We start from the raw sequence: 18,007 nt of genomic DNA, 5'->3' as shown, positions 1-18,007 counted from the left end.
GAATGCTATCCTCAGAAAGATTTTCACAGGGTCTTTTTCGGGGAAATACTCCGGATCGAGGGTTCTATGAGCTTTGGGTTAGAATCAGGCTTCAGGTGATTGGAATAAACTCTTTTTGCCCATTCCGCTCTTTTGTGATTATTCATTTTTATAAATTCTTTCTCAGCTTTTTCGAGGTATTTATCCGAAAGCTGATCGCCCTTGTCTTTTAATAGCAATGACATTTCCAGATACACTCTCGCGATATAGCTTTTCCATTTGATCGACGAAGAAAGTTTCTTTGTTTTTTTAAGCGTTTTTAAGGACCAATCATAATTCTTCATCACTCTTTGAAATTTTCCGAGTAAATAATAATACTCAACTTCGACCTTTTCGGCTTTGATTTTGTCGTTTAATCGTTTTACCTCATCCATAACAGTTTCAATTTCATCCAGCCTTCCTGCGCCAGCTGTGCAAATCAGAAAATCGGCTTTTTTCAGGAGATGAATGGCAATTACTTCTTTATCAATTGATTCTGCCTGGTTTTCGTCGGTCTTTTTCGAGTAGATTTCCGCCAATTTATTTTTACCTGTCTCCCGGAATATTTCTCTCGCATAGGACATAGATTCGAACACGCCTTCGCGGGAATCAATTTTTCTTGAAACTCTCAGAGTTTTTCTGAGGGTTTCAAGAGCTTTAATGTATTCCATTTTTTCAATCTGTATTTTTGAAATTTTCTCGCTGACATAAACTTTCCATTTCAGGTCCTTGCAAAGATCCAGATATTTCATGGATTCGGTAAAACACTTCTCGGACATGTCCAGATTTTCCTGCCTGCTGAATATATTCCCGAGGTTTTCGTTTATCCTCGCCAAAGCGGAATAATCCCGCAATTCCTCGGCGTATGGTTTGGCTTTCTCGGTGTATTGAGCCGCTTCTTTGTGGCGGCGCATGTTGTTGTAACTATTGCCGATGTTTATGTATAAGAACATTATCATCTTTACGAAATCTATTTCGAGCGCTATTCTCAACGCCTCCTTGAATTTAACCAGAGCCTCTTCTATCTTTTTCATGTCGTTGTAAGCGCAACCGATGTTCAGTTTTGAGAGGCACTGCCCTCTTCTGTCTCCTATTTCGCCGGTAATCGATTCGGTTTTTTTGTAGCAGGAAAGCGCTTTGTCAAATTTACCCTGATAGTGATATATCACTCCGCTGTTGGATATGGCCGATGCCTGTCTGTGCTTGTCGTTTATTTTTTCGGCTATATCAGAGGCTTCCCTGAATTTTTTCACAGCCAAGTCATAATCGAATTTACTGTAATGTGATGAGCCGATTTCCATGCATATCCTGACCTCGACCTTGGGATCTTTTCTTTTTTTCGAAAGCTTTCCGTACATCATTTCTGCTTTTTGAGCTTCGGCGAGACTTCTTTCAAGATCGAAAACATTTCTGTATATGTTTGCCCTGGCCAAAGCGTTCATTATTTTTTCCTCCGTGCAGGAATAAGAGCTACTCCTTAGTGAGCGGTAGGCTTTTTCCAGAGAGGAAAGCGCTTCCCTGAAATTCTTTTCTCCCGACAGGCATAGAGACATGTATCTCAGCGCTTTTGACTTGATCACCGGATCTCCCTCACTCCGCCTGTCTAGCTCCTCCGCCCAAGTCAGGCTTTTTCCCACTTTACCCGTGTTGAAATAGGTTTCTATGAGATCTTCCATGGCTTGCAATTTCTGTCTGATCGGGACCGGCGATTCATAGGCAATCTGAATGGCTCTTTCAAGATTAAAAATCGCCTCTTCATTTAAATATTCGCTTTTGTATTTTCTACCGGCTTCAAGCCTGTACTTGAATGCCTTGTTCCACTTTTGAGCTATGTCGTAATGATGTGCCAGTGAAGAAAGTCTCTCTTTGGAATTTGTTGCTCCGCTTTTTTCCAAAGCTTTTGCCACAGCCAGGTGAATCGTTTTCCTCTTTTCCGAGAGTATTGACTGGTATATTACGTCCTTGAAAAGCGCGTGGGAAAATATGTATTCAAGTTCCTCCCTGTCGGCGAGGTTTACAAGGCCTGTTTCTGCGGCGCTCTTAAGTTCGTTGACGGTTTTTCCCCTCATAACCTCGTCGATTATTCCGACCTTGAATTCCATGCCGATAGCACTTGCTATCCTGAGGCTTTCCCTGATTCTCTCGCCGAGTTTGTCTATTCTAGCCGTCACTATTGAAAACAGGTTTTCCGGAAGGGCGTCCTCCCTGTAGGAAGGAACAGCCAGCCACTTATCCGATTTTTCAATTATCAGGTTTTTGTCTCTTAAATATGAAAGTATCTGTTCCGCGTAAAAAGGATTACCTCCGGATCTTTCAACAACCGTTTTTAAAACCTGATCCTCGAGTTTTTTCCTGCCCAGAACCTGAGCTATGAATTTGTCGAAAGGCTTTTTATCGAACGGTTTGAGATCAATTTTGAGCGATTTGGTTCTTTTTTCGTCGAGACTCAAGTCTGCCTCGGATCTTGAGGAAAGAATAATGCTTACAGGAAACTGCGAATAAAGAAGAAGAGATCTTGTGATGACTTTAATCGCTTCGGTGTCTTCGGGTTTTGACCAGTGAAGGTCATCGAGAATTACACATAACCGCCTGCCCGCCGATTCGATAAGCTTCACCATTGCACCTATGAGATTTTCCTTTTTTAGCTCCGGAGTCAGTCCCAGGCGTTTTTCATCGGGCACTTCCATACCGAAAAGCATCCCCGCTATCATGTTTATGTCGTCAATTGCTGTCACCGGGATTTTTCCGGACCTTTCAAAAGCTTTCTTCAACTTGGAAAATTTTGTCTTCGCGGAGTCGTCGTCGGCTATGGAACAGATATTTTTTGCAAGCGATGAAAAAAGATGGAACGCGGGCCTGTGCTCTTCAGCTCTGGCTCTGTAAACCGTCACTCCATTTTCTGCGACTATACGGGCTGTTTCTTCAATAAATCTTGTCTTCCCTATGCCGGCTTGACCAACGATCCTTATGGCTGTCCTGCTCTTGATAACGCATCCCGTCACCTTTTTCAATTCTTTTTCTCTGCCTACGAAAGGGTGTGTTTTCGTAAGTTCTCTCTTGAAACTCAGCGGCCTGTATCTTTTGAGCAGACCTTTTTTACCCTTAACCCGAACATCCGTCATAGCTTCGTAATTGATCCGGTTTTTAGTCATCCTGAATACATCATCGGAAACAGCGATCTCTCCGTCGTAAAGAGTGTCGAGTATCCTCGACGTCGAGTTTACAGTGTCGCCTATGACAGAATACTTTTTTCTTTTTTTGTCGCCGATTATACCGGCATATACGTATCCGGCGCCTACACTCGAAGACGCTTGCAGCCCGCGCATTCCGTTTAAAACAGCGATTGTCTCAAGGGCGAACATGACTGCCCTTTCGCTGTCGTCGCCGAAAGCGACAGGTGCGCCGAACAATACGAGTAATCTGCTTCCTTTTTCTCTCGCGTTGTCCAGATCGTTGAGTGAGCCTCCGTGCTTTTCGATCGCTTTAAAAATACGAACAAACGCGGAATTCAGATTCTCGTAGTCGGGATTTTCCTCATCGTAACCCGCTATTTTTATAAAAACGCAGGCGACAGACCTGAATTCCCCGAAAGTGCCTTTTTTAGGCAGTCTTTCGCTGAAATTCGGCAAAAAACTCTTCGTCCCTTTTATATTGAAATCAATGGGTAAAGACTCAATCTTTTTTCTGCTTTCGGTTCCGGCAGAAGGTGCTTCAACGATATCTTCTTTTGATTTTTTCTCCTCGTATAGCGCGATTCTTTTCAAGGTTTTTCCTGTCAAAAAAAACACCGCCTTCTTAGGATTGCCGAGTATCAATTCGTTCCAGCGGCCTCGAGCATAGACGATTTTCATGGACAATGAAAATCCGCCCAAAGAAGTCTTAAGGTCAGAAAAAGATCTAATCTTTTCCGACATCTCTTTTGCGCATTTTTCAGCTGCTTTCATGGTTTTGAATTTTATGAAAAGAGCATCGCCGATAAATTCGATGACGTCGCCATCGTATTTTCTTACAACCGTGAGCAGGGAATCAAAACATCCGTCTATTATCTGCGTTAGTTCTCCGGTTCCCAAAACTCCGTGTTCGGCGAATTTTTCACTCAGCTCCGTAAATCCCTTTAAGTCGGCGAAAAGCAGAGCTCCCTTTCTTTTTTTGAGTGCAAAAGAGGTGTCAATATCATTCGGCAGAAAAGGGTTCATGATAAAAGAATATCACATTTTCTTGTTATTTTGTCGCTTTAGCCCAAAAAGCTTCAAGTATAGTTTTTACATCATTCGTCGAAGACGCTGTTTTGAAATTCGACCATTCTTCGGGAAACAAGTCGGTATATCTGGAGAGAGAAAATCTTTCGTCGACGAGAATTATCGCCCCTCTGTCCTTTTCCGTCCTTATTACTCTTCCGGCAGCTTGAAGAACTTTGTTCATACCAGGATACATGTATGCGAACTCGAATCCAGCTTCCAGCTTGGACTCGAAATACTCCCTTATTATGTCGAGTTCGAAACAGATCCTGGGGAGACCCACTCCAACGATCACCGCTCCCGAAAGTTTTTCTCCGTGAAGATCAATGCCTTCAGAAAATACGCCTCCCATGACGGCGAATCCGAGGACTCCTTCTTTTTTTGTTTTTTTGAAGTTTTTTAAAAATTTTTTTCTCTGCGATTCGGTCATCTGAGCTTTTTGCCCTATTATTTTTACGTCGGGATACTTTTCCTCAAAACAAGCCAGAGCTTTTTCCAGATATACGTACGACGGAAAATATGCCATGTAATTGCCTTTTTTGGATGAAATCAGTTCGTGTATTATAGAACAGACACAGATAAGACTGAAATCTCTCGAAGCGTACTTCGTCGAAACAAATGGAGTCACGCAAATTGCGAGGTTTTCTTTTGGAAAAGGCGAATTAAGTTCGAGCAATACAGAGTCATGATTTCCGCCGAGAATGTCTCTGTAATATTCAATTGGTTTGAGAGTCGCCGAAAAAAACACTCCCGATCTTCCTTTTTTCAATATCTGCCCTATGTTCTCAGAAGGGTCCAAACAAAATTGTTTCAGCAGGACGTCTCCTCTTTCGAATTTCGTGTAAGTGACATAAGTGGGGCCGTAATATTCAAAAGTCTTCAAATAAGACTGGACATCGAAATACAGCTTAAGCAATTCCTCGTAATGTTTTTTTCCGTAATTTTCCTCGAGCCATAATCCGCACGCCGTGGAGAAAGCCGCGAGAAGTTCAATAATTTCCTCCACCGGTTCTTTCTGCACCCAAAATCCCTCTTCGGGCAGTTTCGACGCGAGGTCCCTGAAAAATTCCTCGACGGCTTCTGTGCATCCTTCGAGAATATCATCGTCAGCCAAATATTTTTTGTTGGAGAAATCCGAAAGTTTTAACTGAGCCGAAAACATCTCGCGTGCTCTGTCAGGTAAATTGTGAGCCTCATCGACGAGAAAAACGAAATCATTGGAATCCTGTGTAAAATACCTTCTCAGAAAAACGGCCGGATCGAAAAGGTAATTGTAATCGCAGACGATGAAATCGCAGTAATTTGAAACATCGAGCGAAAACTCGAAAGGGCAAACACTGTGCTTTTCGGCGTATTTTTCGATCTCGTTTCTCGTCAAAAGGTTGTCGTTTTCCAGAGCTTCTATGATGGCTCCGTTGACTCGTCCGTAATATCCTTTGGCATAAGGGCAGTGGCTCGTGTCGCAGACTTCGAGATTCATGAAGCATATCCTGCTTTTAGCAGTTATTGAAACTGATTTCAAAGCGACGCCTTTTTCCAGAAACAGCTCCAGAGTTTTTTCAACGACTTCCCTCGTGGTATTTTTTGCCGTGAGATAAAAAGCCTTTTCGACAAGATTGTCTCCAATAGCCTTCATCGCGGGAAAAATTGTCGCCACTGTTTTACCGATTCCGGTCGGTGCCCTAAAAAACAGAGTCTTTGAAGATTCTATCGCTTCGAAAACGCTCGCAGAGAGCTCGTCCTGTCCTTTTCTGTATTTTGAGTGTGGAAAACTCGCTTTTTTAAGCGTGGCGTTTCTCTGTATTCTTCTGTTCTCCTCAAATTCAATCCATCTGTAATATTTGTCAAACAGGGCAAAAAAATCTCTCTCGAGTTCTTCTTTTGTAAATACGAGGCTTTTTTCGGATTTCGGACCTGTTTCGTCCAGATAAGTCACTAAAACTTTTACGGAGTCTTCATTATTTATCCGCGAGTACATGAACGCGTAGCACTTTGCCTGTGCAAGGTGCATCTCGAGGGCGCTCTCTTCCCTTCCTTGAACGCTACCCGTTTTTATCTCTTCCACAGTGGCGATTCCTGAGTCACGAAATATACCGTCGGCTTTTCCTTTCAGAGTGAATTCCCTTCCCTTAAACTCGAAATCGTACGTGAGAAATACCTCGGCCGAGTAATCGGCTTTTGCGGATTTCGACTCCTGGTATTCCCTGTGAAGAACTACGCCCCTGACGGCTTTTTTCAGACTTCTGAATCCGGATTCGAGATCCTGATCGAAATACACGAATTTGACTAATTCACCTACCGATACGTCCAATTTTACCCCATTTCTGTTTTCTGGATTTTATCAGCACCCGGAGATATTTGTTAAAAAAAAATTGTCCGGGGCAGAGATTTTAAAATATAATATCTTTTTCCAAAAAGGAGCGACTATGAACCACAGATTCTCAAAAATTTCTACGAGCATAAAAAGATCGGAAATCAGGGAGCTTCTCAGCTTGACCAGAAAGCCGGGCATAATTTCTTTCGGAGGCGGTCTTCCCGACTCGAAGCTTTTCCCGACGAAAGAGATAACCGAGATAACTGAAAAAGTTCTTCACTCAAAAGGCTATCTGGCTCTCCAGTACGGACCGACACCGGGTGAAGTTGAAATGCAGACTTCCCTCGTAAAGTTCATGGCCGATTTCGGCGAAAAGGCTACCGAGGAACAGATATGCGTCACTTCATCGTCACAGCAGGGTCTCGACCTCGTTTCGAGGCTTTTCATTGACGAAGGCACTCCCGTCATAATGGAACTGCCTTCTTATCTTGGAGCCATCCAGGCTTTCAGACGCGACATGGCCAGAATGATAGGCGTAAAAATGGACTTCGGCGGAATGGAAATTTACGCCCTCGAAAAAGAAGTTGACGAACTCGAAAAGAAGGGCACTCCGCCTTCATTTATATACACGATTCCGGATTTCCAAAATCCTTCAGGGATTACGATGACACTTGAAAGGAGAAATGAACTCGTCAAATTTGCCCGGAAAAGAGAAATACTGATAATCGAAGATTCTCCCTACAGAGAGCTCAGTTTTACCGGAAACATATTACCGAGTCTTTGGACAATTTCAGGAGGCAGCGGAGTAATCCTTCTGAAGACATTTTCAAAAATGCTTTTTCCCGGCATGAGAATGGGCTGGATTACGGCAGAAAAAGAAATCATAGAAAAAATAATAATGCTCAAACAGTCCGTCGACCTCTGCACTCCGTCTTTCACTCAGCTCATATTGTCTGAATTCATCTCGAAAGGAAAAATGGAAGAAACCATACAAAAAGCCATCGACCTTTACAAACCAAAAATTTCGACCATGCTCGGAGCTCTCGAAGAAAACATGCCCCGGCAGGTCGAGTGGTCAAAACCTGAAGGCGGAATGTTCCTGTGGGTCATACTGCCGGAAAACATTGACGCCAAAGATGTATTCTATAAAGCTATAGAAAAAAATGTCGCCTTCGTAACCGGCCAGCCTTTCCACTGCGACGCGTCCGGAAAGAACACTCTGAGACTGAATTATTCTTTTCCTTCGATCGAGCAGATTGACAGAGGGATAAAAATTCTGTCTGAAGTGATAGGAGAATTCTTATGAAAGCTACTGTTTTTGCTTTTATTTTCACCGCCTTATCGCTCGCGGAAATCGCTTCGGCTCAAAAAAGAGTCGCCATCACAATAGACGACCTGCCTTTCACATACACAAGAGGCCTCAGCCGAGAACAGAAACAGGACTATTTCCTGAGAATTCTCGACACTCTCGATTCCAGAGGCGTCAAGGTGACCGGTTTTACAGTGACATCGACGATAAACTCTTTCGCCCTCGACCTCATGAACGAATTCGTCCGAAGAGGCCACACAGTAGCAAACCACACTCATACCCATCATGACCTCGACGACGTTTCGGCGGAAGAATACATTTCGGATTTCATTGTTTGCGACTCTGTGCTGACTTCTCTTTTCGGTGAAAGACCCAAGTACTTCAGGTATCCCTGTCTCAGCATGGGAGACACACCTGAAAAAAGGGATTCCGTCCTCGCGGCGCTCAGAAGCCGCGGCTACGAAGTCGCTCCGGTAACGATAGACAATGACGACTGGAAGTTCAACAAAACATTCGTCGACTCATTTCCGTCCGGTGACACGGTTTTTCTCGAATCCGTCAAGCGGGATTATCTCTCCCACATAAGCGAGAGAATCGTATACAACGACAGTTTTTACACAAAAAAATACAAAAGAGACGTGCCTCTTATAATGCTTCTGCACATGAATTATCTTAACTCTTTCACCCTCGGTGAAATTCTCGATCATTTCAAGGAAAATGGCTGGACATTTATATCCCTGGAAGAAGCTCTCGAAGACACGGTCTACAGAAAGTATTCGCGCTATTCGGGAGAGACGGGTAAATGACGAAAATCTCTTTCGTCAGGCATGGCCAAAGCACTTCGAACTGTCAAAAAAGGCTCCAGGGACAGGGCGAATCAGATATCACCGAACTCGGATTGTTACAGGCGCAATCTCTCGAAAGACGGCTCAAAAACTCCAAATTTGATTTTATCTATTCAAGCCCTCTCAAAAGAGCCCTGAAAACCGCTGAAGTAATCACAAAAAAAAGATGCCAGCCAATAATCAGATCGGACCTGTTAAAAGAAATAAATCTCGGAATCTGGGAAGGTAAACTCATCGAAGACATACAGAGGGAAACTCCGAAAGAATATGACGATTTCAACCTCCGTCCCCATATTTTTGCAATAACAGGAGGCGAGACTTTTGAAGAAGTTCAAAAAAGGGCGGAGAAGTTTTTAAATTATGTCTCCAAAGAACATAAAGATAAAAGTATTCTGGCTTTTTCACACGGAGTTCTTATAAGAACCGCCTGTGCTCTTGCAGAAAAAAAACCTCTTTCGGAGGTCTGGAACACAGATAAAATAGACAACACGTCCATAACAGTAATCTCCGTTGAAAACGGAAATTTCAAAGTTACAAGCCTCGGCGAAGATTCTCATCTTCACTTGATCCAAAAGGAGACATCATGTATGAATTGACACTTTTAAGACACGGTGAGAGTGTATGGAACAAGGAGAACCGCTTCACAGGATGGACCGATGTAGATCTTTCCGAAAAAGGCGTCGTAGAGGCTCACTCAGCCGGCAAAAAACTAAAGGAAAAAGGCTTTGTTTTCGATATAGCGTTCGCTTCTGTTTTGAAAAGAGCCATAAGGACTCTCTGGATAGCTCTCGATGAAATGGACCTTATGTGGATACCGGTCGAAAGGAACTGGAGGCTCAACGAACGCCACTACGGTGCCCTACAGGGCTTGAACAAATCTGAAATGGCGCAGAAATTCGGAGAGCAACAGGTTCATATATGGAGAAGAAGTTATGACATCAGGCCCCCTGAGCTTACCAAGGCCGACCTCCGCTATCCGGGCAACGACCCCCGCTACAAAAACCTGTCCGAAAAAGACCTGCCCCTGACCGAGTGCCTGAAAGACACTGTCGCGAGGTTTCTGCCCTTGTGGCACGAAAGTATCGCACCGACTGTCAAATCCGGCAAAAAAGTGATTATCGCCGCTCACGGAAATAGCTTGAGAGCGCTGGTTAAATTTCTAGACGACATTCCTGAGGACAAGATTGTATCCCTGAATATACCGACAGGTATACCGCTGATCTACGAACTCGACGACGCTTTAAAGCCCGTAAAGCATTACTACCTCGCATCTGACGAGGAACTCTCCTCAGCAGAACAGGCCGTGAAGAATCAGGGTAAAGCGTAAAAAAAGTTTATTAGTTTTCACCGCGCTACAATGATGTATATTTTTTGTGAATTTTACCTCAGGCTACAGTTTATTAAATTTTATTTTCTATGATCTGAACAATTTTTTCTATTACTTTATCAAACTTTTTGTCATTCAAATTTCCAACAGACCTTCTAATGATTTTTTTGTCAGCCGTGAATAACTTGTTGGGTCTTATATTGCTTGGCTGATTGAGAGATCCTTTATTAAAATCTGAATCAAGAATTTCTATAGCATAATCGTCTTTAATGGTTTTGCTCGTAATTTGACAAAGAATAACATCATCGCCTTTAAGCCTTGATACTATTAGAGCGGGTCTTTTTTTACTGTTTGTCAAATCAGAGAACGGAAAAGGAATGACTACTACTTCTCCCCTTACAAATCCTTCCAAGCAATATCCTCCTGGGGAAGCAACCAATCCTTTATTAAAGCCGTTTCACAGACGATAATAGAGTCATACTCTGAAAATTCCAATTTTTCCACTATTGGAGATACTTTGCAAAAGTATTGCTTTTCGTGACTTTCAGATAGTTTTTCCGCTGTTTGAGCATAATTATTCAGAGCAGAAGCTGTATTTTTTATACTTTCCGGTATTTTATACCACCAATTATATGCCTGTTTTGAAGAATGTATTGACGCGTTGGAATAGTTGTTCATTTTTGGCTCTTTTTATAAAATTTTTCGATTTCTTTTATTTTTTCAGTCAACCACTGATTTATGCTTTTTGCAGTTTCCAAATTCATCACCAGCCCGCATTCTATTTCTCTAATTATTCCTTCGCTGAGTTCTCTTTGGATTTCTTTTCCTAAATTATTATTTTCAAGTAATTCATGGACAACACTATTCGGAACAGGGAAATTTTCTGAGAAAAAATCTAATTTCAGATCACCCTTCGGCGTTAAACCGCCTATAACACCGTTAATGTAATGACTTTTATAGGCTGTATTTGTCTTATAAAAAAATTTCAACATTTTTTCATTATTCATATTTCCCCCTATTTGATTCTAAGAGTAATTATAATATATCTTTTTTCTAAATGTTGTAATACCAAAATATTCTTTAGCGTAAAACATCATTTTCAAGCAGCTATAATTTCAATTTTATTCGTTAAATACTAATCACTTATAGTGAGGTAACAGAACCGCTGGATGTCTCTTTATTTACTTCGCGTTCATTCGCGTCAATTCGTGGCTAATAACTTCTTCTTTTTTCTTCTATTTACACTTAGTGTAAGTGAAATTTATAACACCGTTCACGGTGGGTTTTCTTTTTTTTTGTTAAACAACCGGCCTTTTGAAGTAATACCAGTACTGCATACCGTTGGGTGAGCCAATAACGCTGACCATTTCCCATCCTTCTTCTCCCATTCGAGAGAGTATATCAGGCCATTGGACCTCCTCATATTCCTGGTGCGTGTGCCCCTTCGAACTGAAAACTTTTACAGTGATTTTCTGCTGATACCAGATCTCCGCGTATTCCCACTTTGACATGATTTTTTCCTTTTTTTTATTTTTTTATAAATTGATGACTTTAGAGTCATAATCATTATATTATAAACATGTCCCAATTGGAAAGGCGGAGCGATGAAATTTTTTATAATTTTTCCTTTGTTTTTTCTGAATCTATCAAGTTTATCAAACACTTCATACGATACATCCGGTGATAAACCTCTGAATCCGGACTCATCCCGTACTGAACAATACGAAGAAATCGAAATCCTCGACAAGACATTTTTTTTTCTTGAGAAAGGCCACGGGCGCGAACCCGTGGTCGCTATATGGCTCTTCAACAACACACACTACACAATTTCAAACATAGTTTTCCGCGCCGAACTTAAATCTTATTACGAGGAAATCCCTTGGGTGGACGACGAATTCGGATATACCCCCCAGGAGTGGTTAAAACCTTGGGATACTTTATATTTCGAGATCAATTATGTCTACAACTGGGACTGGGACAATCCTGATATAGACGACGCCTTTGCTGAACTAAACATTGAAATACTAAGTGTTTACGACACATTGGGCAAAATGATTTTACAAAATTTTTCACCTGAAGAGGATTCTGCAGGACAAGAGTAAAATGAAATGATTTTTAGTAAAATTTCTTAACCATCAACAAGGAGTCGATTATGAAATTGAAGAACTTGTTTTGTTTTCTTCTGACATGTATTGTTATCTCCGGTATTTCAGCCTCAAATTTCATTTCAAACGAAGACCACAGGTTTTTGCCCTACGAAACAGGAACGTGGACAAACCTTGGAGAAGGCATCTGGAACGGAAGAGTCTATGACGTAATTGTTTGGGATTCAGAGGTTTATGTCGTAGGAAATTTTCTAGATGCAGGCAATGTAAGCAATGCCGACCGTATAGCAAAATGGAACGGCACATCTTGGGAAGCTCTCGGAACTGGAGCAGATTACGAAGTCAAGGCTGTAGCAGCCGGCGACAGTTTATTATACGTCGGTGGTGATTTTTCAAGTGTCGGAGGAGTTCCCAATACAATGAGCATTGCACAATGGAACGGCACAACATGGGAACCACTCGGTGCAGGATTAGACGGATGGGCCAACGATATCAAAGTTTCGGGGCAATTTGTATATGTTGGCGGAGCTTTTGGAAACGCAGGTGGATATCCGGCCGCAGATAATATAGCAAGATGGAATGTCAACACTTGGGAACCTCTGGGCACTATAGCATTGGAAGGATGGGTTGCAACTATATATCTTTATGACACTTTAGTCTATGTAGGAGGTTCTTTTTTTAACGCAGGCGGCAATCCCGACGCGGACCGTATAACGGTGTGGAATGGTTCAACATGGGGATCGTTTGGATCAGGTCTTAACGGTATTGTCTGGGCTATTGCCCGTTCAGGAAACATCATTTATGCAGGCGGTGAATTCACTGACGCTGGTGGCGATCCGAACGCCGACTATATCGCAGTGTGGAATGGCTCGTCTTGGCAAGCTTTAGGACCGGGATTGAACAACATCGTCAGTTCGATTCTCATTTCAGGATCCAAAATATACGTTGCCGGATATTTCACTGACGCCGGCGGTGATCCTAACGCTGACCGGATTGCAGTATGGAACGGAACATCTTGGGAATCGCTGGGCACTGGAATGAACAATATTTGCTTATCTTTGTATTCCTCGGGAAACGACATTTACGCAGGAGGAGAGTTCACGGATGCAGGAGGCAACCCTCTGGCTGACAGAGTCGCAAAATGGGTTCCCAACCTCGGAGTCGAGGAAATCGAGGAAGGTTTAATCTATCCCATTATATTGACGTCTCTTATTCCAAATCCCATGTCCAATACAACAACGATATCTTTCGATGTAAAAACTGACTGCCGGGTCTGTGTCGAAGTGTTCAACGTGTTGGGTCAAAAAGTAGCGATAATCCTCGACGAAAACCTGACCACAGGAAATTACAGATTCACTTGGAATGGCAAAGATTTCCAGGGGAACCTAGTCCAAAACGGCTCATACTTCTGTCGAGTTCAATCCGGAGATTATTCTAAAACACTCGAATTTTCAGTTATGAGGTGATTAAAAAACCCATAATGAATTGAATAAATCGTTTTTTTGAACAAATATTTTAAACCATGCTGGGTGTATATAAAAAGGTAAAATCAGTATTTATTCATTTAAACAATAGAAGGATTATTTCTTGAGCTCCAAAATCCTCGAAATCATATAAAGCGGGTAATTCGCTGTACCGCCAATATTGTCCTCATGAAAACTCCTCATGCTGAGAACATAAGATTTTTCACTTTTGCAAATTTTGTTAAAAAAATTAAGGCTTTTTGTCTTAATCTTTTCACCGGCTTTTATTTCAATTGGTATTACTTTTCCATTTTTTTCGACAAGAAAATCTATTTCAGCTCTATTTTTAAACCATGAAAACAATTTGACGTTATAATCTGTCACGAGTTCTCTCGCCGCAAAGCTTTCGGCAAAATAACCTTTATATCTTCCGTAGTCGTAATCAATAATACTTTTTGGAGATAAACCGCTTATGGAACCGAGAAGACCAATATCGTAAAAGTATAGTTTCATCATATTTTCTTTAATATTTCCAGTCAAAGGAACAGAGGCATGATCAATTATATGAGTTTTTAAAACAAGGTCTGCAGTCACCAACCAATCAATAACACCAATCATTCTTGAATATCTGTTTACACCCGGTATCACGTTTTTAAAAATATACCTGCCGGAAGAACCGTCTCTGATCCTTGACAATTGTTCCGGTATACTTCTGAAAACTCTCTCTATCTGCATGGAATTCTGCTTGCCGGAATGTTTTGCCATATCTGCGTTAATTGAATAAAGAAGATTTTCCTGATATTCACGGACATTGTTGAAAGCTTTGAAAGTGTCATTTTTGTATTCAGTAAATATCTTTATGGCCTCAGGCATTCCGCCGACAACAAAATATTTTTTCAGTTCAGTGACAAATTTCTCGTGAATAATTTCTGGAATATTAATTTTACCGTCATATTCTTTCAAAAAAGAGTACAATAAATTTTCTCCTGACCCTTCCAAAAACTCCTCAAAGTTCATAGGGTACATGTTTAAAAATTCCACTTTACCCACGGGGAAACTTGATTCTTCTGTCAGATGAAGACCTATGAGAGAACCTGCCGATATAATATTGATGCCCGGTTTTTCCTCGCTAAAATATTTTAAAGAAGTCAAAGCGCGTGGTTCTTCCTGAATTTCATCAAAAAAAATCAGATCGTTTTGCGAATCAATGTCCTGAGACAGAAAAAATCTCATTTCGTTAAGTATTCTGTCTGGATTGAGATCTTTTACAAATATTTGAGAAGCTTTTCTGTCTTTTTCAAAGTTTATGTAATGAAGCTTGGAAAATTCATTTTTTCCGAATTCTTGAACAGTATAAGTTTTACCTGTTTGTCTCGCCCCTTTTATTATAAGAGGTTTTCTGTTCTTTTTTTCCTTCCAAGACAGCAAATTCCTGTAAATATTTCTTTTCATACTTAAATAATGTCATAATATGACACTTTTTGCAAGCAATTAATGACAAATAATTACATTTTTTGCATTAACATTGAATTCTCTCCATTGCGTCTATTTTAAGAGGTCCGCTCGAATATAATTTTGAGATACAAATTTTATAAAAGAAAAGCTCTTTATATTTCTTTCTTCACCTTCGGGAAGATGGATTGTTTACAATCCATCCTTCGTGATATGTTAATTCACTTTTAGTGAATTAACAGTGTCGAAATTTATCTCGACCTTCGTGGTGGAAATCTTTTCTTTTATTCTTCGTTAGTGTCCATTCGCGTAACGATATTCTCATCTATGATGAAAAAAGAGAATTTTCTTTGATATATACTTTGTGGTGGATGTCTTTATTCTTGTTTTTTGAATTAACTAAAGATAGAAGAAAATTTCTACCACGAAGCGCCGAAAATTACATACATAATTTTCTCCTACACGAAGGCGCAAATCGATGATTTGCCCTGCACGAAGTATAAAATTTGAGATACAAATTTTATTAAAGAAAAGTTCTTTATATTTCTTTCTTCACCTTCGTGAAGCCGCGATTATTCGCGGCCTTCGTGGTGGATATCTCTTTTTCTCTTAAAACTCGAACCTATGGGTGAATTTGAAGAATACGAGTTTTTCCGGGAATCTAACTCCGAAATAGACGGCGTCTCCCGTGGATGGTTTGAAAGTGAGAAGAGCGAAGAATTTGTCCTCGTCCAAATCGTAGTTTTCAGGAGCCCAGTAATAGGGGGCGAAATCAGCCCAGAGTTTCTGGTAAGTGAATGTAAAAGAATACCTGTTGTCGGGCGTATAAGTGAGTTGAATAACAGGTTTGTATGAATTCCACTGCCAGTCAGCGTTTTTGATTTCAGAAGGTTTTAAGGCATACCCCGAAGTGTCGCCGTAAAACTGTTGTGCCTGAATATAAAAATTGTATGATATTTTTTCAAAAATATTCCCTGACAATCCTCCCCAATAACTGTATTTTTTGCACAGCCTGCCGTAGTTGTAGTCTATTCCGTAACCTGTGTAGCCTCCGGCATAGACATGCATGTTCGGTGTGATATCCTGGTTCATTCCCAATTCAACGCCCTGATAACAGTAATAATCTCCGTTGTATTCTGTTTTCTCCTGATGTGCATATAAATATGCGACAAAACTGGTAAAAAGATCTATTTCCAAATATTCGGCGTGAGAATATTCAATCGAATCGTAATTGTCGAAGAGGTTTCCCCAGAAATCATCCCAAGATCCGGATGCCCCGGGATAGAAACCGAAAACGATTCTTTTAATTACAGGTCTGTTGAGATTTAATCTATAGTCAAAATATACATTCAGGGACTGATAGTCTTTCTCCGTGATGTATCCCAGCTTATTGTCGTAGTGCCTTGTTATACCAGAATTGTATATACTCAGCTTGAAATTACCCCTTTTATAACTTGTTTCGGTATCATAATAATAACCTGTCGTGTCCTCTTCTTCTTTTTCTGTTCTGGACATGGCGCAGGTGTAGTTAGCGCCAATCATTTCGTCGAAAAAATTCAGGTCGCCGTCGGTCATCAAGATATAATTTAAGTCTTCCGTCTCCCTGTTCTGCCTGCCTAAAATCATCGCGCCTAAATAGTTGACGCCGAAAGACCTCTTATATCGCAACAATCCCGCATAAGCGTCCGGGTTGCCTATAGCCGTGTCGTTTTCGTCTGAAGCGAGGATAAATCCGAACTGGTTGACTTCCGTTTTATAAGTGTATCTCGCCGCTAAGAAAGGATTGTATATCCTTCGCGAGTAAAATATTTCTCTTAGGGACCGGAAAACACCTCTCTCTTCGAGAAAAAAGGGTCTGTATTCAGAGTAGTAAAGGACATATCGCGCGTTGAAATCGAACTCAAGGGGGTCGCCTTCGAGCTGGCTGAAGTCCGGGTTGAAAGCCAGATTTACTACAGAACTTGCACCGAACGGAAATCTCGCGTCGAAACCGGCGTCTCCCTTCTCACTCTCCACTCCATCGTCTATCTCGCCTCCCCAGATGCCGTATGGTATGACATGAATAGGTTCCCTGCCTCCTATACCCCGGATTACTGTCTCAATTCCGTATCTGAAAAGAAAGTTAGCTTGTCTTGATTCGGTGAGTCCATACAATCCAGTCTCGTTTGTGGATTGTTTTTTTCTAATTATGTTTATCACCCATTTCTGCTCTTGTCCTCCTGACCTCCTGAAGTTTGAAAAAGGCACGATCGCGTCAACTCTATATCCGTAATCAGTTCTTTGGGCGGTGTAGGAGACGTCTGAATCCCAGGAATACTCCTCTGTTCCTCCGGTGCTTTTCAATATCCTCGCGTCCAAGAAATTTCCGCCTGCGCCGAACAGAAACATGTAACCTTCCTGTGAAGTCCCGAGGGGGTCTATGATAAAACCGCAGAAATCCTGATCCGATCCGTTGTCCCTTGTCGAGTTAAAACCTACGATTGTCGAAGTGTCCTGATATGCGTCGAGCGATATATACAGATTCTGATTATCATAGCTTATATTGACGCCCACAGAATCACTCATGACCTCCCCCCATGACGGTTTTGTCTGGTTAAGAGTGATAACCTCATTGTAAAGGGGAATTGTCTGGTCTATCTGTGTTCCGATTAAGCCGGAAAGAATAAAACACACAAGGTTAAAAATCATCCGGTCTCCTTTAGCAAAAATGATTTACAAAATATCCGGAAACATATTTATGATATACAATAAAACATGGCCTTTTTTCAACACTTGTATCAGCTTGATCTCAGCTTTCGAATTTATTCCCATTCACTCTTTTGTGTTTTATGATTAAATGATATAATAACTCACTAGTGTCCTAATAAAATCATTATAAATTGAAGAGATTCATTTGTCCACAAGGGTCTCTGGCATTTAGGGGATTGTCGGGATTC

At 41.3% G+C, this 18,007-nt stretch carries 14 protein-coding genes; 6 read left to right on the top strand and 8 right to left on the bottom strand.

Features of this window, described 5'->3' with window-relative positions; all coding sequences use genetic code 11:
- Nucleotides 1–23 precede the first annotated feature (23 nt).
- Together JXA84_04960 and JXA84_04955 are read right to left on the bottom strand one after the other, a co-directional pair.
- Nucleotides 24–4,214 carry a tetratricopeptide repeat protein gene (locus JXA84_04960; GenBank protein ID MBN1150554.1) on the bottom strand — a complete coding sequence of 1,397 codons (4,191 nt, stop codon included), beginning with the start codon at nucleotides 4,212–4,214 and terminating at the stop codon, nucleotides 24–26.
- Between the two features lie 25 nt (nucleotides 4,215–4,239).
- The gene (locus tag JXA84_04955; protein ID MBN1150553.1) at nucleotides 4,240–6,567 is read right to left on the bottom strand and encodes a PD-(D/E)XK nuclease family protein; all 2,328 of its coding nucleotides are present in this window, start codon (nucleotides 6,565–6,567) and stop codon (nucleotides 4,240–4,242) included.
- A 115-nt stretch (nucleotides 6,568–6,682) separates the two neighbouring features.
- Between JXA84_04955 and JXA84_04950 the strand changes: the two genes are divergently transcribed.
- From JXA84_04950 to gpmA, 4 genes are read left to right on the top strand one after another with little or no spacing between them, the layout of a single operon-like run.
- Complete coding sequence (locus JXA84_04950) at nucleotides 6,683–7,876, top strand: PLP-dependent aminotransferase family protein (protein ID MBN1150552.1); 1,194 nt, start codon at nucleotides 6,683–6,685, stop codon at nucleotides 7,874–7,876.
- Complete coding sequence (locus tag JXA84_04945) at nucleotides 7,873–8,685, top strand: polysaccharide deacetylase family protein (protein ID MBN1150551.1); 813 nt, start codon at nucleotides 7,873–7,875, stop codon at nucleotides 8,683–8,685. The genes JXA84_04950 and JXA84_04945 overlap by 4 nt, the downstream gene beginning before the upstream one ends.
- Nucleotides 8,682–9,320 carry a histidine phosphatase family protein gene (locus JXA84_04940; protein ID MBN1150550.1) on the top strand — a complete coding sequence of 213 codons (639 nt, stop codon included), beginning with the start codon at nucleotides 8,682–8,684 and terminating at the stop codon, nucleotides 9,318–9,320. Before JXA84_04945 ends, JXA84_04940 begins: the two co-directional genes overlap by 4 nt.
- Nucleotides 9,308–10,051, top strand: coding sequence for a 2,3-diphosphoglycerate-dependent phosphoglycerate mutase (gpmA, locus tag JXA84_04935; GenBank protein MBN1150549.1), 744 nt, complete (start codon nucleotides 9,308–9,310; stop codon nucleotides 10,049–10,051). Before JXA84_04940 ends, gpmA begins: the two co-directional genes overlap by 13 nt.
- Before the next feature lie 73 nt (nucleotides 10,052–10,124).
- Here gpmA and JXA84_04930 read toward each other — a convergent pair whose 3' ends face one another.
- From JXA84_04930 to JXA84_04915, 4 genes are all read right to left on the bottom strand, one after another.
- On the bottom strand, nucleotides 10,125–10,463 hold the full coding sequence (locus JXA84_04930; GenBank protein ID MBN1150548.1) for a type II toxin-antitoxin system PemK/MazF family toxin: 339 nt from the start codon (nucleotides 10,461–10,463) through the stop codon (nucleotides 10,125–10,127).
- The gene (locus tag JXA84_04925; protein ID MBN1150547.1) at nucleotides 10,448–10,729 is read right to left on the bottom strand and encodes a hypothetical protein; all 282 of its coding nucleotides are present in this window, start codon (nucleotides 10,727–10,729) and stop codon (nucleotides 10,448–10,450) included. Before JXA84_04925 ends, JXA84_04930 begins: the two co-directional genes overlap by 16 nt.
- Nucleotides 10,726–11,058, bottom strand: coding sequence for a hypothetical protein (locus JXA84_04920; GenBank protein MBN1150546.1), 333 nt, complete (start codon nucleotides 11,056–11,058; stop codon nucleotides 10,726–10,728). The genes JXA84_04925 and JXA84_04920 overlap by 4 nt, the downstream gene beginning before the upstream one ends.
- Nucleotides 11,059–11,349: 291 nt before the next feature.
- Nucleotides 11,350–11,562 carry a hypothetical protein gene (locus tag JXA84_04915; GenBank protein ID MBN1150545.1) on the bottom strand — a complete coding sequence of 71 codons (213 nt, stop codon included), beginning with the start codon at nucleotides 11,560–11,562 and terminating at the stop codon, nucleotides 11,350–11,352.
- A gap of 93 nt (nucleotides 11,563–11,655) precedes the next feature.
- On the opposite strand from JXA84_04915, the gene JXA84_04910 reads away from it, so the two are divergent.
- Nucleotides 11,656–12,153 (top strand): hypothetical protein, encoded by a 498-nt coding sequence (locus JXA84_04910; GenBank protein ID MBN1150544.1) that lies wholly within the window; start codon nucleotides 11,656–11,658, stop codon nucleotides 12,151–12,153.
- Nucleotides 12,154–12,203: 50 nt separating this feature from the next.
- Complete coding sequence (locus JXA84_04905) at nucleotides 12,204–13,622, top strand: T9SS type A sorting domain-containing protein (protein MBN1150543.1); 1,419 nt, start codon at nucleotides 12,204–12,206, stop codon at nucleotides 13,620–13,622.
- 114 nt (nucleotides 13,623–13,736) lie between these two features.
- Here the strand turns inward: JXA84_04905 and JXA84_04900 are convergent, their stop codons facing one another.
- Both JXA84_04900 and JXA84_04895 read right to left on the bottom strand, forming a co-directional pair.
- Nucleotides 13,737–15,071 carry an ATP-binding protein gene (locus tag JXA84_04900; protein MBN1150542.1) on the bottom strand — a complete coding sequence of 445 codons (1,335 nt, stop codon included), beginning with the start codon at nucleotides 15,069–15,071 and terminating at the stop codon, nucleotides 13,737–13,739.
- A 609-nt stretch (nucleotides 15,072–15,680) separates the two neighbouring features.
- Nucleotides 15,681–17,759 carry a hypothetical protein gene (locus JXA84_04895; protein MBN1150541.1) on the bottom strand — a complete coding sequence of 693 codons (2,079 nt, stop codon included), beginning with the start codon at nucleotides 17,757–17,759 and terminating at the stop codon, nucleotides 15,681–15,683.
- Between the last annotated feature and the right edge of the window lie 248 nt (nucleotides 17,760–18,007).

This window comes from candidate division WOR-3 bacterium, assembly GCA_016926475.1.
GTDB lineage: Bacteria > SDB-A > SDB-A > SDB-A > SDB-A > JAFGIG01.
This window is presented reverse-complemented; position numbering and strand designations above follow the sequence as displayed.